The 15,897-nt window shown below is 72.7% G+C and carries 14 protein-coding genes; 4 read left to right on the top strand and 10 right to left on the bottom strand.

Features of this window, described 5'->3' with window-relative positions; genetic code table 11:
* Positions 1–2 precede the first annotated feature (2 nt).
* Complete coding sequence (locus OG607_RS16965) at positions 3–635, top strand: PH domain-containing protein (RefSeq protein ID WP_405724012.1); 633 nt, start codon at positions 3–5, stop codon at positions 633–635.
* Here the strand turns inward: OG607_RS16965 and OG607_RS16960 are convergent.
* From OG607_RS16960 to OG607_RS16930, 7 genes are all read right to left on the bottom strand, one after another.
* Entirely contained in the window at positions 625–1,824 is a 1,200-nt protein-coding gene (locus OG607_RS16960; protein ID WP_405724011.1) for a cytochrome P450, read from the bottom strand. The genes OG607_RS16965 and OG607_RS16960 overlap by 11 nt on opposite strands.
* Entirely contained in the window at positions 1,817–3,232 is a 1,416-nt protein-coding gene (locus tag OG607_RS16955) for an alkaline phosphatase family protein (RefSeq protein ID WP_405724010.1), read from the bottom strand. The genes OG607_RS16960 and OG607_RS16955 overlap by 8 nt, the downstream gene beginning before the upstream one ends.
* On the bottom strand, positions 3,229–4,443 hold the full coding sequence (gene eboE / locus OG607_RS16950; RefSeq protein WP_405724009.1) for a metabolite traffic protein EboE: 1,215 nt from the start codon (positions 4,441–4,443) through the stop codon (positions 3,229–3,231). Before eboE ends, OG607_RS16955 begins: the two co-directional genes overlap by 4 nt.
* 6 nt (positions 4,444–4,449) lie before the next feature.
* Positions 4,450–5,319 carry a TatD family hydrolase gene (locus OG607_RS16945; RefSeq protein ID WP_405724008.1) on the bottom strand — a complete coding sequence of 290 codons (870 nt, stop codon included), beginning with the start codon at positions 5,317–5,319 and terminating at the stop codon, positions 4,450–4,452.
* Entirely contained in the window at positions 5,319–6,014 is a 696-nt protein-coding gene (locus tag OG607_RS16940) for an EboA domain-containing protein (RefSeq protein WP_405724007.1), read from the bottom strand. Before OG607_RS16940 ends, OG607_RS16945 begins: the two co-directional genes overlap by 1 nt.
* Positions 6,015–6,135: 121 nt before the next feature.
* On the bottom strand, positions 6,136–7,047 hold the full coding sequence (locus tag OG607_RS16935) for a sugar phosphate isomerase/epimerase family protein (RefSeq protein ID WP_405724006.1): 912 nt from the start codon (positions 7,045–7,047) through the stop codon (positions 6,136–6,138).
* Positions 7,044–7,937, bottom strand: a complete 894-nt coding sequence (locus OG607_RS16930; RefSeq protein ID WP_405724005.1) for an SCO3242 family prenyltransferase — start codon at positions 7,935–7,937, stop codon at positions 7,044–7,046. Before OG607_RS16930 ends, OG607_RS16935 begins: the two co-directional genes overlap by 4 nt.
* Before the next feature lie 225 nt (positions 7,938–8,162).
* On the opposite strand from OG607_RS16930, the gene OG607_RS16925 reads away from it, so the two are divergent.
* Positions 8,163–8,639 carry a hypothetical protein gene (locus OG607_RS16925; protein ID WP_405724004.1) on the top strand — a complete coding sequence of 159 codons (477 nt, stop codon included), beginning with the start codon at positions 8,163–8,165 and terminating at the stop codon, positions 8,637–8,639.
* A gap of 68 nt (positions 8,640–8,707) precedes the next feature.
* On the opposite strand, the gene OG607_RS16920 is transcribed toward OG607_RS16925, so the two are convergent.
* Both OG607_RS16920 and OG607_RS16915 read right to left on the bottom strand, forming a co-directional pair.
* Positions 8,708–10,402 carry a phospho-sugar mutase gene (locus OG607_RS16920; RefSeq protein WP_405724003.1) on the bottom strand — a complete coding sequence of 565 codons (1,695 nt, stop codon included), beginning with the start codon at positions 10,400–10,402 and terminating at the stop codon, positions 8,708–8,710.
* A gap of 105 nt (positions 10,403–10,507) precedes the next feature.
* A complete protein-coding gene (locus OG607_RS16915) occupies positions 10,508–11,341 on the bottom strand; it encodes a purine-nucleoside phosphorylase (protein ID WP_405724002.1) in 834 nt (277 codons plus the stop codon).
* A gap of 206 nt (positions 11,342–11,547) precedes the next feature.
* On the opposite strand from OG607_RS16915, the gene OG607_RS16910 reads away from it, so the two are divergent.
* Complete coding sequence (locus OG607_RS16910; protein WP_405724001.1) at positions 11,548–13,899, top strand: SpoIIE family protein phosphatase; 2,352 nt, start codon at positions 11,548–11,550, stop codon at positions 13,897–13,899.
* 18 nt (positions 13,900–13,917) lie between these two features.
* On the opposite strand, the gene OG607_RS16905 is transcribed toward OG607_RS16910, so the two are convergent.
* Positions 13,918–14,355, bottom strand: coding sequence for a gamma-glutamylcyclotransferase (locus OG607_RS16905; protein ID WP_405724000.1), 438 nt, complete (start codon positions 14,353–14,355; stop codon positions 13,918–13,920).
* A 64-nt stretch (positions 14,356–14,419) separates the two neighbouring features.
* Here OG607_RS16905 and OG607_RS16900 point away from each other — a divergent pair, with 64 nt between their 5' ends.
* Positions 14,420–15,868 (top strand): NAD(P)H-quinone dehydrogenase, encoded by a 1,449-nt coding sequence (locus tag OG607_RS16900; protein WP_405723999.1) that lies wholly within the window; start codon positions 14,420–14,422, stop codon positions 15,866–15,868.
* Positions 15,869–15,897 lie beyond the last annotated feature (29 nt).

Here is a 15,897-nt window from a genome sequence, read left to right as displayed (position 1 = left end):
CCATGACGAGCTCCGACAAGTCCACTCCGGCCCCGACTCCGACCCCCTACGCAGAGCGCACCTATCGCTCGGCCGCCGGGATCGCCGGCGGTGTGCTGCTGCTGGTGCTCGCAGGCTGGCTGGGCGGCGACGCGGTCATCAACGGTGACGGCCGCACCCCCTGGATCGCTCTCGCCGGGCTGCTGCTCGGTGTGCCGCTGGTGGTCGCTTTCACTCTGCGGCCGCTCGTCTCCGCGGGCGAGGCACGGATCCGGGTGCGCAACCCGCTGCGTACGATCACCGCTCCCTGGGCCGCGGTCACGGACATCCGTTCCGGCTACTCCACCGAGCTCTTCGCGGGCGACCGCAAGTACCAGCTCTGGGCCATCCCGGTGTCCCTTCGGGCCCGCAAGCGGGCCGCCCGCGCCACGGCCCGCTCCGACCGCCCCTCCCGGGCCGATGCCCTCAACCCGCACATGGACGCGGTGCGCGCCTGGTCCGACCAGGCCGTCGACGACCTGCGTGAGCTGCGCGAGCGCAACGCGGCGAGCGAGGCCGCCCAGGGCGGGATCACCGTGCGGTGGGCGTACGAGGTGATCGCCCCGGCGGTGGCCGGGGCGATCGTGCTCGCGGTGCTGCTCGCGGTCACCAGCTGACGGGCAGCTCGCTCACGCCGTGCACGGCACGGCCCTGGAAGGCGAACTCCGCCACGGGTTTCGCCAGCCGAAGCGACGGAAGCCTGCTCAGCAGCGCGGGCAGCGCGATCTGCAGTTCGGCCCTGGCCAGCGACTGGCCGAGGCAGTGGTGCAGGCCGTGTCCGAACGCGATGTGGTGACGGGCATCGCGGGTGATGTCGAAGGCGTCGGGGTCGGTGAAGGCCTCCGGGTCGCGGTTGGCGGCCTGGAGGGAGACGACCGCACCTTCGCCGGCCCGTATGGTGACGCCACCGAGTTCCACGTCCTCCGTGGCGATCCTGCGCATCCCGATATGGACCACGGTGAGGTAGCGGAGAAGTTCCTCCACCGCGCCGGGCACCAGCTCGGGGTCGGCCCGCAGTGCGGAGAGCTGCGTGGGGTGCGTCAGCAGCGTCACGACGCCCAGGGACAGCATGCCGGCCGTTGTCTCGTGGCCGGCGATGAGGAGCTGCACCGTCATGCCGGCGGCCTCGGCGGCGGTGGCCTCACCGGTGGCGACGCGTTCGGTCGCGAGCCTGCTCAGCAGGTCGTCGCCGGGGCGCCGGGACTTGTCGGCGAGGAGTTCGCAGAGGTAGCCGAAGAGCGCGGCCCAGCCCGCCCGCATCGCTTCGGGGCCGGCGGTGACCGTGGCGAAGGCGGCGGCCTGCTGGTGGATGAACTCCCGGTCGGTGTAGGGCACACCGAGCAGCTCGCAGATGACGAGGAGGGGCAGTGGCAGGGTGAAGTGCTCGACCAGATCGACGGTTGCCCCGGCAGGGTGTTTGGCCAGCAGGTCGTCGATCAGGCCGTTGGCCAGTTGCTGGATGGACGGCCGCAGTTCCTCCACGCGGCGGAAGGTGAAGTCGGGGATGAGCATCCGGCGCAGCCGGGTGTGGTCGGGCGGGTCCATGGCGAAGAGCTGGCCGGGGGAGCGCGGCGGCGGGGTCGGCTGGAGGCCGGGGAAGCCCTCGCGGAAGTTCTCGGAGCTGAAGCGGGGGTCGGCCAGGACGGTGCGGGCGTCCTCGTGGCGGGTGACCAGCCAGGGGGTGTTGCCGCCCCACAGGGCGATCCGGCTGACCGGGCTCTGCTCGCGCAGCCGGGCGTACTCGGCGGGCGGGTGGAGCAGGGCGGTGCGCTGCATGGGCAGTGGGGGGAGGGTGGTTTCAGACATGGTCGTCTCCTGCGGCGCCGTCTCCGGTGGCGGGGAGGCCGGCCAGCCGCAGCAGCAGGCCCTTGACGTCGGTGGCGGCTATGGCGTCCAGGGTCTGTCCGGCGGACTCGGGCTGCGAGCAGAGCAGTACGGGGCTGTCCTGCGGGTCGTCGGGCAGGCGGCCGTGGCTGCCGCGGATCCCGGACGGGTCGAGTGGGACGGTGCGGATCCGGTAGCGCATGCCGAGCTTCTTGCGGGCCACCTGGCCGGCCGCCCGCAGCTTCAGCGCCGGGACGGCCGGGTCCCACAGCAGCTCCGCCGGGTCGTAGCCGGGCTTGCGGTGGATCTCGACCTGGCGGGCGAAGTCCGGGGCCCGGTCGTCGTCCAGCCAGTAGTAGTAGGTGAACCAGGAGTCCGCCGCCGCGACCGCCACCAGCTCGCCGGAGCGCTCGTGGTCCAGGGAGTGCTTGGCCTTGCCGGCCTCGTCCAGCACCTCGTCCACGCCGTCCAGGGCGGCGACGATCCCGGCCACCTCCTCGGTGTCGGCCGGGTCGCGTACGTAGATGTGCGCCACCTGGTGGTCGGCGACCGCGAAAGCCCGCGAGGTCCACGGGTCCAGGTACTCCATTCCGTCCTGGGTGTGGACCTGGAGCAGCCCGGCCCGGCGCAGCGCACGGTTGATGTCGACCGGGCGGTTCGCGGGGGCGATGCCGTACTCGCTCAGGGCGACGACGGTGGCGCCCTCGCGCAGGAAGTGGTCGATCAGCGGGGCGAGCGCCGCATCGAGCTCGCGGGCGGCGCGGGCGCTGGCGGGGGAGCCGGGGCCGGAGCGCTGCGGCTCGTAGTCCAGGTGGGGTACGTAGACCAGGGTCAGGTCGGGGCGGTGCTCGTCGAAGACCTGGCGGGCGGCGCCGAGGATCCACTGGGTGGACGGCATTCCGGCGTTCGGGCCCCAGTAGGTGAACAGGGGGAAGGGGCCGAGGCGGTCGGTGAGCTCGTCGTGGAGAGAGGGCGGCCAGGAGTAGAAGTCGGGCTCCTTGCGGCCGTCGGAGTAGTAGACGGGGCGGGGGGTGACGGTGAGGTCGACGTCGGCCCCCATCGCGTACCACCAGCAGATGTTGGCGACCTTGTAGCCCGGGTCGGAGCGGCGGGCGGTCTCCCACAGCTTCTCGCCGCCGACCAGGGCGTTGTGCTGCCGCCACAGCAGCACCTCGCCGAGGTCGCGGAAGTACCAGCCGTTGGCGACGGCCCCGTGGTCGCGCGGCGGCGCGCCGGTGAGGAAGGTGGACTGGACGGTGCAGGTCACGGCGGGCAGCACGGTGTCGAGCCGGGCCCGGAAGCCGCGCTCGCCGAGGGCGGACACCGACGGCATATGGCGCAGGAGCCGCGGGGTGAGCCCCGCGATGTCGAGGACGACGAGCCGGGTCATGCGACGGTCTCCTTCTGCTGTGTACTGCGCTGCGTACTGTGCTGGGCGGAGTCGGCGGTCAGGCGCAGGCGCAGCATCAGGTCCCGGGTCCAGGCCAGTTCGGCGGCCATGCCCCTGACCAGGCCCTGGGGACCGTCGGGGCGCAGCGCCTCCGGCAGAACGGACCAGGTGTACGTCTCCACCTCGATGTGGTCGCACAGCGCCCGCTCCTTGCCGAGCAGCCAGCCCAGTACGTCGGCGAGCTCCGGCGTGGTGGTCCGCAGTGGCGGCTCGGGTTCCGCGTGCAGGGGGGCGTGGAAGTGCACCCGCCAGGCCGCGCCCGGGTCCAGTCCGCCCGCCAGGGCCTCGGGCAGGTCGTCCACACCGCTGACCCCGGCCAGGGTGGCCGTCCGCGTCTGGTGCAGGAACCGCTCCTCGGCGAACCCTTCCAGGGCGGCGCGGGCCGCCGGGTCCGACGGATCGTCGGCCTGCAGCGCGGCCGAGGCCTGGAGCTTTACCACCGGCAGGCCCGCGTCCGCGAGCCGCCGCAGCGCCGCGCCCGGCCGCTCGAACTGCACTGCGAGATGGCAGGCGTCCAGGCACACCCCGAGCCACTCGGGGTCGAGCCCGCGCAACTCCCGGACCGCCTGCACGGTGGTCTCCACCACGCAGCCGGGCTCCGGTTCGAAGCCGACCCGGACCCGCCGCCCGGTCTCCCGGTGCAGTCCGGCCAGCCCTTCCGTGAGCCGGTCCAGGGCCCGCCGGGCGGCATCCGCGCGCTCCGTCGGCCAGGAAGTGCGCCAGGCCAGCGGCAGCGTGGAGACGCTGCCGCGCTCGGCGTCCTCGGGCAGCAGCCCGGTCAGCACGCGGGCGCAGTCCAGGGTGTAGGCAAGCCGTTCCTCGTCCGCCCAGTCGGGCAGATAGACCTTCTTCTTCACCACCTCGTCGTGGAAGCCCGCGTAGGGGAAGGCATTGAGCGTGACGGTCTCCAGACCGCGCGCCCCCAGCTCCGACCGGAGCCGGGTCACCGCCTCGGGCCGGGCGGCCAGTTCGGTCACCACGTCGCGGGCCAGCCACAGGCCGATGCCCAGCAGGTCGGCGCCGAGCTCCTCACGGACGGGTTCGGCGTACTGCGCGAGCTGGGCGATCACACCGTCCAGGTCCTCGGCGGTGTGCACATTGCTGCAGTAGGCGAGGTGGACGGCCGTGCCGTCGGAGTGCCGGAATCGCATGGCCGCTCACTCCCCGCCGCGCTTGACCGAGTTGCCCTCGAAGAGCGCCGAGGGGTCGGGGGCCAGGCCCTCCGGCGTCAGGTCCTCCAGCTCCAGGCGGCCGCTCTGCCCGTAGAAGGCGACCGGATTGCGCCACAGCACGGTGTCCACGGCCTCGGAGTCGAAGCCGTCGGCCAGCATGGCGTCGGCCGTCTTCCGGGTCTTGAGCGGATCGCTGCGGCCCCAGTCGGCGGCGGAGTTGACCAGCATCCGGCCGGTGCCGTGGTCGCGGAGGATGCGGACCATGCGGTCCTCGCTCATCTTGGTCCTCGGATAGATGGAGAAGCCCATCCAGCAGCCCGCGTCGGCGACCATGCCCACGGTCAGTTCGTTGAGGTGGTCGACCAGCACCCTCTCCGGCGCGATGCCCGACTCGCGTACGACGTCCAGCGTGCGGCGGGTCCCGGCGGCCTTGTCGCGGTGCGGGGTGTGGACCAGCACCGGCAGGTCGTGCTCGACGGCGAGCTGGAGCTGGGCGGCGAACGCCTTGTCCTCCTCCGGGGTCATCGAGTCGTAGCCGATCTCGCCGACCGCGACGACCCGGTCCTTGGCCAGGTAACGGGGCAGCTCGTCCAGGACCGGCAGGCAGCGCGGGTCGTTGGCCTCCTTCGGGTTCAGCGCGATGGTGCAGAAGTGCTCGATGCCGAACTGGGCGGCCCGGAAGGGCTCCCAGCCGAGGAGGGCGTCGAAGTAGTCCGTGAAGGCGCCGACCGAGGTGCGCGGCTGGCCCAGCCAGAAGGACGGCTCGACGACGGCCCGGACACCGGCCGCGTACATCGCCTCGTAGTCGTCGGTGGTCCGGGAGGTCATGTGGATGTGGGGGTCGAAGATACGCATCACACGGCTCCCGTCAGCACGTGGGGAAAGCGGCGGACGACGGGCCCGATGTCGTCCGGCACCTCGCGGCCCGCGGCGATCCGCTCGTCCGCGAAGTCGGCGAGCATCCGGGCCAGTTCGGTGTCCGCGCGGTCCGCCAGACCGGCGACCCGGGCCAGCGGGATCTCGCAGAAGACGCACTTCAGGACAGCCTGCCGGTATTCGTCGTCCGGCAGCCGCCGGGCGGCGTACGGGCCGAGGGCCGCCTCGATCAGCCGGGTGTCGTTGCTGCGCAGCGCGTCGCGGACCAACGGCAGGCCGAGCCCGGTGAATCCGGGGTCGGCGGCGTCCAGCAGCGGCAGCGCGTGCAGCACCGCGCGCCGCTCGGCGGAGTCGCCGCGTTCGTACAGCACGGCCGCCTCGGCGGCGAGCGCGGGGCCGGACAGCGGCAGCGCGGTCAGCAGGAGCGCGCGGGCGGCGTCCTCGACGAGCCAGGCGGTTCCGGCGAGCGGCCCACGGCCGCAGCCGCGCCCGGCGGCGGGGAAGTCGGCCCGCAGCGACGAAGGGTCGCCGGCGGCGCGGGTGACGGCGGCATCCAGCCAGGTCAGCGCGGGTCCTGTGAGCTGGAGGTCGAGCGCGGGACGCAGCACGTCGCGCGCGATGTCATGAGGATGCGGTTCGGTGTGCTCGGGGTGTTCGATGTGCTCGGTTGGCATTGCCCTGTTCCTCTGGAGGGGGCCCGCGCAATGCGGCTCCGTGGGGACGGGCCGGGTCGCGTCGTGCGGGGAACGGACGGGGTGGTGCGGGTGGCACCGGCTGTACGGGTGGTGCGTCGGGCTAGACGGCTGCCGAGGCGGCGGCGGCCGTCGCGGTGCGCAGGAACTCCATTGACCTGCGCGCCACTTCGGGGGCGTCCAGGGCGGCGCCCTGGATCTCCACGGATACCGGGCCCCGGTAACCGGTCGCGGCGAGGGCCGCGAGCACGGGCGGGAAGTCGATCTCTCCGGCTCCGAATTCCAGATGCTGGTGAATGCCCCGCCGCATGTCCTCGATCTGCACGTTCGCCAGGTGGGGGGCGGCGAGCGTTACGCAGTCGAGCAGCGGGATCTCCTCGACGCAGTGGGCGTGGCCGATGTCCAGCGTGATGCCGAACAGTTCGTGCCCGCCCAGCCTGCGGCTCAGCTCCAGCCAGCGGTCCACCACGTCGATGAACATGTACGGCTCCGGCTCGAAGGCCAGCGCGATGCCGTACGCCTCCGCGGTCTTCAGGGCCGCCTCGCAGCCGGCCGTGAGCCGGTCCCAGGCCTCGGCGCCGGGGATCCCGTCGGGGGCCGGGCCGCTGCACAGGTGGACGACGGGGGAGCCGAGGTCGGCGGCGATGCGTATGGCGCGTTCCAGCAGGTCCACGCGGCGCGAGGTGCCTTCGGGGCCGGACATCAGGTTGGGCAGGTGCTTGCCCCACGGGTCCAGGAGATACGGCGCGCCGGTCTCGACCATCACCGACAGCCCGAGCCGGTCCAGCCGCCGGGCCAGCGCCGCCACCCGACGGGGCAGGTCGTCGGCGTACGGGTCGAGATGGCCGTGGTCGAGGGTGAGGGAAACGTTGTCGTAGCCGAGGTCGGCGAGGATGGTCAGGACATCGTCGAGCCGGTGGTTGACGAAGCCGTTGGTGCCGTACCCGAAGCGCATCCCGGGCGTGGGGGTCCCGGACGCTGGTGACCCGGACGCCGGGGCCGCGGGCGCCGTCATGTGGGCGACACCTTCCGGGACAGCCGCCGGGCCAGCGGGTGCGCCGTGGCCAGTACGGCGGCCGCGCCCACCGCGCCCGCCCCGGCCGTCAGCGCGGCCTGCAGCGGGATCAGCCCGAGGATGCCCGAGCCCACGGCCCGCCGTACATTGCCCGCCGAGGGATCGCGAAGGGCCCCGGCCTGCGCCCGTCCGTACGCGGCCACATACCCGGCCGCCGCGACAGCGGCCCCGGCCCGTCCGGCCCTCGTGCCGGACCGGCGCCACGGGAAGGCCGCGGCGGCCAGCCCGACCGCCGTGCTGCCCGCCAGAGTCGCCGCCGGCACGGAGGCCGGGGCGCCGCCCACCTCGTGGCGGCTCAGCAGCGTGACCGTGTATGTGTGCGCTCCCACCGCGAGCGCGGCGGGCAGGGCGGGGCGGATCTCGCGTGCCCCGGCCAGCACATTGAGGGCGCGGGCCCCGGCCATCGCCGCCGGCCCGGCCGGAGTGGACTTCAGCGCCAGGTCGTACGCCCACACCACCCCGGCCAGCGGTACCGCCACCGCCAGGCCCCGGCGTCCGCCCGACAGCGCGGCGAGGCCGAGTCCGGCGGCCGTGAGCCCTTTCGCGGTGCTCAGTGCGGTGCGCCGTGGCACCCGGCCGGAGGGGATGGGGCGGCCGGGCCGTTCCACGGAGTCGACGGCGGCGTCGGCGTAGTCGTTGAGGGCCATGCCCGCCCAGTACAGGCAGACCGAGGAGGCCGTCATGCCCAGTGTCCGGGGCCAGTCGGGCCGGCCGGTCGCGGCGGCTCCGGCCAGTACGTCACCGGGGACGCTGAGAGCCGCAGGCGCGCGGACAAGGCTCGCCAGATCGGCAAGTCCCGGTCTGTGCAAGGGAGTTATGTGCGCTTTCATCCACTGGACGCTATCGCATCCACTTAAACATTCAAGGATGCGATGTAAAGATACTGCGAAAGAATCATGCCCTGTGGAACGCGGCCGGGCGCCAGGGGAAGTGGCCGGAATCGTACGGTCCGGTAAGCGTCTCCCTTGCTCTCTCTAGATCCTCGCGCATCAATGAGCGCTGCCGTATCCGACGACCCGTCAGATATGGCCGCAGCAACAGCGAAGGGATCCCCCATGAAAGGCACCAGGTTAGGCATCGGCTTCACAGTGGCCGCGGCCGCGCTACTGGCTCTCGCGCCGAGCGCCGTAGCGGTCACGCCGGAATCGGCCTCCGCCACCTACGACTGCGGCATCTGGGGCGGCGGCGCCGCCACCCTCACCGCGACCCAGGACGGTGACACCGCCACCATCACACTGAGCACGGCCCTGACAGCGCCCATCGCCATCGGCGAGAACACGCTCGCCAGCGACCTGGCGCTCACCCTCAACGGCGGCGACACCCAGACCCACTTCACCGGCACGGTCAACCCCGCCATGGCGTCCGGGGACCCGATCACCGTCGGGCCGCTCACCGGGACGGTCGCCTCGGGCGACAGCCTCGACTCCTACCTGGCCACCGGCGACGCGTACTCCCTGTCGGTCCTGTACCTGGGAGTCACCGTGACCTGCCAGGCCACGACCGTCCAGGACCCGGGGCCGTTCGTCTTCTGACCCGGGGAACGGGGAAGTACGCCGGGCCCCCGCGGTGACTGCAGGGGCCCGGTGCTACTCACTCGGCGTCAGATGCCCGCCGCCTCCGACAGGTCGGCCTTCAGGGCCGCCAGGACGGCTCCGGCGCGGGCGCGGGCCGTGGTCAGGCCCTCGGCGCCGGTGACGGGGACGACGGCCTCCAGGTAGCACTTGAGCTTGGGCTCGGTGCCGGAGGGGCGGACGATGACGCGGGCGGCGGAGACGCCGGAGGCGGGGGTGCCGGAGAGGTGGTAGCGCAGGCCGTCGGTGGGCGGGAGGTCCGCGGTGCCCTTGGTGAGGTCCTCGGCGGTGAGGACGGGCAGCCCGGCCAGAGCGGTGGGGGGAGCCTCGCGCAGGCGGGCCATGGCGTCGGCGATCAGCGACAGGTCGGCCACACGGACGGAGAGCTGGTCGGTGGCGTGGAGCCCGTGGCGCAGCGCGAGGTCGTCGAGCAGGTCGGTCAGGGTGCGGCCGTGCTGCTTGAGCTCGGCGGTGAGCTCGGCGATGAGGAGGGCGGCGCTGATGCCGTCCTTGTCGCGGACGCCTTCGGGGTCGACGCAGTAGCCGAGGGCCTCTTCGTAGCCGTAGCGGAGGCCGTCCACGCGGGCGATCCACTTGAAGCCGGTGAGGGTGTCCGCGTACTCCAGGCCCGCGTCGGCGGCGATGCGGGACAGCAGGGAGGAGGAGACGATGCTGGCGGCGAAGGTGCCGGTGGCGCCCTTGTGGACGAGGTGGGTGGCCAGGAGGGCGCCGACCTCGTCGCCGCGGAGCATGCGCCAGCCGGACGGGGAGGTGCGGTCCGGGACGGCGACGGCGCAGCGGTCGGCGTCGGGGTCGTTGGCGATGACGATGTCCGGGCCGATGGACTGGGCGGACTTGAAGGCCAGGTCCATCGCGCCGGGTTCTTCCGGGTTGGGGAAGGCGACGGTCGGGAAGTCCGGATCCGGGTCCGCCTGCTCGGGGACGGTGGTCGGGGCCGGGAAGCCCGCCTTCTTGAAGGCGGCGGTAAGGGTCTCGCGGCCGACCCCGTGCAGCGGGGTGTAGACCACGGAGACATCGCGGGGCGAGTGGGTGTCCACCACGGAGGACGTACGGGCCAGGTAGGCGTCCAGCACCTCGTCGCCCAGGATCTGCCAGCCGTCCGCCGCCAGCGGGACCTCCGTCAGCGAGCGGATCGCGTCGATCCCGGCCGCGATGCCGGAGTCGGCGGGCGGCACGATCTGCGAGCCGTCGCCGAGGTAGACCTTGTAGCCGTTGTCGCGGGGCGGGTTGTGGCTCGCGGTGACGGTGACGCCCGCGACCGCGCCCAGGTGACGGATGGCGAAGGCCAGCACCGGGGTCGGCATCGGGCGCGGCAGCACGGCGGCGCGCAGGCCGGCGCCGACCATGACGGCGGCGGTGTCGAGGGCGAAGTCGTACGACTTGTGGCGGGCGTCGTAGCCGACCACCACCAGGCCGCCCGCATTGCCGTTGGCCTTGAGGTACGCGGCCAGGCCGGCCGCCGCCCGGATGACGACCGAGCGGTTCATCCGCATCGGGCCCGCGCCGATCTCGCCGCGCAGCCCCGCCGTGCCGAACTGCAGCGTGCCGGCGAAACGGGCGGCGAGGTCGGCGGCGGCAGCCTCACCGGCGGCGTCACCGGATTCGACGGCCGCCAGCAGGGTCTCCAGCTCGGCCCGGGTGTCCGGGTCGGGGTCCTCGGCGAGCCAGGTGCGCGCCTGCTGGATCAGCTCTGCTGCTGCCACGTCATGCTCCTGCTGTGTCTTGTACGGGGCGGTACGGGGTTGTTACGGGGTGGTGGTGTGTCGGGACGGGTACCCGGGGGCCGCGCCCGGCAACCGTCCGTAGGGTCAGAGGCGGTTCAGCACCTGGGCGAGGAGGGAGCCCATCCGGGCCGCCGAGTCGCGGCCGGCCTCCAGGACCTCTTCGTGGTTGAGCGGCTCGCCGGTCATACCGGCGGCCAGGTTGGTGACGAGCGAGATGCCGAGTACCTCGGCGCCCGCCTCCCGCGCGGCGATGGCCTCCAGCGTGGTCGACATGCCGACCAGCTCGCCGCCGATCGCCCGGACCATGCCGATCTCGGCCGGGGTCTCGTAGTGCGGGCCGGGGAACTGCACGTACACGCCCTCTTCGAGGGTGCCGTCGACCTCCTTGCACAGCGCGCGCAGGCGGGGCGAGTAGAGGTCGGTCAGGTCCACGAAGTTCGCCCCGATGATCGGGGAGGTCGCGGTGAGGTTGATGTGGTCGCTGATCAGGACCGGCTGCCCGGGGTACATCCCCTGGCGCAGGCCGCCGCAGCCGTTGGTCAGCACGACGGTCTTGCAGCCCGCGGCGACGGCCGTGCGCACACCGTGCACGACGGTCGCCACGCCCTTGCCCTCGTACAGGTGGTTGCGGCCCAGGAAGATCAGCGCGCGCACGCCGCCGATCCGGACCGACCGCACCTTGCCGGAGTGCCCGGCCACGGCGGGCGCCGGGAAGCCGGGCAGTTCGGTGATCGGGAATTCGTACTCGGCCGCCCCGAGCTCATCGGCGGCGGGGACCCATCCGGAGCCCATTACCAGGGCCACGTCATGGGTCTCTCCACCGGTCAGCTCGCGCAGCCGCGCGGCTGCCGCTTCCGCGGCCGCGTGGGGGTCGGCCTGCGGGCCGCCGGTGATGTCGGAGGTTGGGGAGGAGTTCACGTGCACGAGGGTAACCGGTAAAGGCCTACGCGCGTAGACGTCCTATGTACTGGGCCGGGGTTTTTCGTAGGAACCCACGATTGACCGTCCCCCTCCCGTCCTCCTCCCGGATCTCCGCGCTCCCTCCGGCCCCGGCCCCGGGTCGCCCCTGGCCGGGTCCGTCCGCCGGGTTGAAGCAGGGTGACAATTGGTTCATTGTTGACCATATGGTGCATCCCGACCCCGTGGCGCTCGTCGACCCATGGGGCGTTGTGACGGGGTGGAGCGAAGGGGCACAGCGGCTGACAGGCTACGCGGCCGAGGAGGTCGTGGGGCGTGCGGCGGCAGAGCTGCTGGCCGGCGGTCCGCCGTCGCGCCAGGCACTGGCCGTGCTGGCCGCCGAGGTCGCCCTCCGGCGCCGGGACGGGCACGTCATCGACCTGGCCCTGCGGGCCTTTCCCCTGCTCGACGGCGAGGGCGCACCGCAGGGCTACCTCGTCACCGCGACCGCGGCGGGTGCGCTGGAGCCCACGGTGGCCGAGCAGGTGTTCCAGCAGGCGTCCGTGGCGATGGCCGCGTTCGACACCGGGCAACGGATCATGCGGTTCAACACCACGGCCGGCCTGAGTACCGAATTCGCCGAGGCGTCGCTGCTGGGGCGGTCCCTCCGGGAGATCCTGCCGGATTTCGACCCGTCCGCGCAGCGCTACCTCCAGCACCAGCGCGAGGTGCTCAGGACCGGGAATCCCGTGCGCTTCGAGGGCTACGGCGCTCCGAAGCCCGGCGGCCGCGAGCACGCCTGGAACGTGGAGATGTGGCCCGTACGGGACGCCTTCGGGAAGCTGGTCGCGGTCGGCACGGCGGCCTTCGACAGCAGCGAGCAGCACTGGGCCCGGCAGCGGCTGGCCCTGCTGAACGAGGCCGCGACCTCCATCGGCACCACGCTGGACGTGGTCCGGACCGCCGAGGAACTAGTGGAGCTGGTCGTGCCCCGCTTCGCCGACTTCGCCAGCGTCGACCTGTTCGACTGGACGCTGAGGGCGGAAGAGCCCTCCTCGGCCGAGGTGCACACCGATGTCGTGCTGCGCCGGGCCGCGCACTGGGGCGGCCCCGGGACGGGAACGGAGGCCGCCGTCCCGGTCGGGGAGATCGACACCTACCCGCCGTTCTCGCCTCCCGCCCACGCCCTCGCCACCGGGCGGGCGGTGCTCAGCCAGGCCGGGGACCCTGACCTGGAGCGGTGGATCGAGGAGCACAACGCGCGGGCCGCCATGACCCGCAAGCACAGCAGGAGCGCCCGTTCGCTGCTGGCGGTGCCGTTGCTGGCCCGTGGCACCACGCTGGGCGTCGCGGTCTTCGCACGGGCCGTACGCCCGGACCCGTACACCGCCGACGACGTCTCCCTGGCCGAGGAACTGGCCAGCCGCGCCGCCGTCTGCGTGGACAACGCCCGCAGATACGCCAGGGAGCGGGCGACCGCGCTGACCCTCCAGCGCAGCCTGCTGCCGCAGCGGCTGCCCCGGCAGGCGGCCGTGGAGGTCGCCCACCGCTATCTCCCGGCCGACTCCGTGGCGGGCGTCGGCGGCGACTGGTTCGACGTGATCCCGCTGTCCGGCAGCCGGATCGCCCTGGTCGTCGGCGACGTGGTGGGCCACGGCATCCACTCCTCGGCGACCATGGGACGCCTGCGCACCGCCGTGCGCACCCTCGCCGACGTGGACCTGCCGCCGGACGAGCTCCTCACCCACCTGGACGACCTGGTCGTCCACCTGTCGACCGACGACAGCGCCGGCGAGGACATCGCGGAACTGGGCGCGACCTGCCTGTACGCGGTCTACGACCCCGTGTCGCGCGGCCTGACGCTGGCCGCCGCCGGACATCCGCCGCCCGCCGTCCTGCGCCCCGACGGCACGGTGGAACTCGTCGACATGGCCGCGGGGCCGCCGCTGGGGATCGGCGGACTGCCCTTCGAGTCGACGGAACTCCAGCTGGACGAGGGCTCGGTGATCGCCCTGTACACCGACGGGCTGATCGAGGACCGAGGCCGCGACATCGACCAGAGCACCGCCGAACTGCGCCGGGCGCTGGCCGGCCCGGGCGGCTCGCTGGAGGCCATGTGCGACGCGGTGCTCAAAGCCATGCTGCCGGAGCAGCCCAGCGACGACGTGGCCCTGCTGCTGGCCCGGACCCGCGCCCTGGGCGCCGACCGGGCGGTCGCCTGGGACCTGTCGCCGGATCCCGCGCAGGTGGCCACCGCCCGGCAGAACGCGGTGGAGCAGCTGTCGCGGTGGGGGCTGGAGGAGGCCGCCTTCGTCACCGAACTGGTCGTCAGCGAACTGGTCACCAACGCCATCCGGTACGGCGTCCCGCCGATGCGGCTGCGGCTGATCCGCGACCGCGCGCTGATCTGCGAGGTGTCCGACGGCAGCTCCACCTCACCGCACCTGCGCCGCGCGAACGACTACGACGAGGGCGGCCGCGGCCTCCTGCTGGTCGCCCAGCTCACGCAGCGCTGGGGCAGCCGGCAGACCCCCACGGGAAAGACCATCTGGGCCGAGCAGCCGCTGTCACCGGACTGAACAGCGTCACCGCAACGACTAACAGGGCCGCTTGCGCAGCTCCATCACATAGTCGTGCGGCGCGCCCGCCGACTCCGCCGCGTCGGCGATCTCGCCCAGATAGCGGGCCGAGGGCAGCCCGCCCTCGTAGTCGTTGAGGACGTAGGCCCAGGCGGGGATGTCGCCGTCCAGGGTGTCGACGCGGATCATCGTGCGCCGGTAGATGCCCAGCGGTACGCCCTCCCAGCGGTCCATCGACTCCTCGTCGACGGGGGCGATGTCGTAGAGGCCGACGAAGACCTGGTGCAGCGGGTCCTCGACGAGGGACGCCAGCGCGCCCTCCCAGCCCATCTGCTCGCCGCCGAAGGTGAGGCGCCAGCCGGTGAGCCAGCCGGTGCCGCGCAGGGGGGAGTGCGGGGCGCGGCGGGTCATGAGCCGGGCGTCGAGGTTGCCGGCGTACGCGGCGTAGAGCGACATGGTCACGAGGGTACGGGAGGGGGGAAGCGGCCCCGGTCAGTGATCACGTGGCGGGTGCGGGACAATGGGGTACGTGACTCGGATCGTGATCATTGGTGGCGGACCCGGCGGATATGAGGCGGCGCTGGTTGCCGCGCAGCTCGGCGCGGAGGTGACCGTCGTCGACTGCGACGGCCTGGGCGGGGCGTCGGTGCTGACCGACTGCGTGCCGTCGAAGACTCTGATCGCGACGGCGGAGGTGATGACCACCTTCGACTCGTCGTACGAGGAGCTGGGCATCATCGTGGCCGACGACACCCCGCCCCTGGAGCAGGCAGCCCGGGTCGTGGGCGTGGACCTCGGCAAGGTCAACCGCCGGGTGAAGCGCCTCGCGCTCGCCCAGTCGCACGACATCGCGGCCTCCGTCACCCGCGCCGGTGCCCGCGTCATGCGCGGGCGGGGCCGCCTGGACGGCATGCAGGCCATCGACGGCTCGCGCAAGGTCGTCGTGGAGGCAGCCGACGGCAGCAGCGAGACGCTGACCGCCGACGCCGTGCTGATCGCCACCGGCGGGCGGCCGCGCGAGCTGGCGGACGCGCTGCCGGACGGCGAGCGGATCCTGAACTGGACGCAGGTGTACGACCTGAACGAGCTCCCCGAGGAGCTCATCGTGGTCGGGTCGGGTGTGACGGGCGCCGAGTTCGCGGGGGCGTACCAGGCGCTGGGCTCGAAGGTGACGCTCGTGTCGTCCCGCGACCGCGTGCTGCCCGGCGAGGACCCGGACGCCGCCGCCGTGCTGGAGGACGTCTTCCGGCGGCGCGGCATGAACGTCATGGCACGCTCGCGGGCGGAGTCCGCCAAGCGGGTCGGCGACAAGGTCGAGGTGACGCTGGCCGACGGCCGGGTCATCACCGGCAGCCACTGCCTCATGGCGGTCGGCGCGATCCCGAACACCTCGAACATGGGCCTGGAGGAGTCCGGGGTCAAGCTCAAGGAGTCCGGCCACATCTGGACCGACAAGGTGTCCCGGACCACCGCGCCCGGCGTGTACGCGGCCGGTGACGTGACCGGGATCTTCGCCCTCGCGTCGGTCGCCGCCATGCAGGGCCGGATCGCGATGTACCACTTCCTGGGCGACGCGGTGGCGCCGCTGAACCTCAAGACCGTCTCGTCGAACGTCTTCACCGACCCCGAGATCGCCACCGTCGGCTACACCCAGGCGGATGTGGACGGCGGCCTGATCGAGGCGCGCAGCGTGAAGCTGCCGCTGCTGCGGAACCCGCGCGCCAAGATGCAGGGCATCCGGGACGGCTTCGTGAAGCTGTTCTGCCGCCCGGGTACGGGAATCGTGGTGGGCGGTGTGGTCGTGTCACCCCGGGCGAGCGAGCTGATTCACCCGATCTCGATCGCGGTCGACAACAATCTGACGGTCGAGCAGATCGCGAACGCGTTCACGGTCTACCCTTCTCTGTCGGGATCGATCGCCGAGGTGGCGCGGCAGTTGCACACCCGGAAGTCGTCCTCGGAGCTCTAGGGCAGAACCGAAGGTGTCCGTATAGCACT

Origin of the sequence: Streptomyces sp. NBC_01537, assembly GCF_045040445.1 — a bacterium.
Taxonomy (GTDB): Bacteria; Actinomycetota; Actinomycetes; order Streptomycetales; family Streptomycetaceae; genus Actinacidiphila.
The sequence above is the reverse complement of the archived record's forward strand: the minus strand, read 5'-3'. Positions and strand labels throughout refer to the sequence as shown.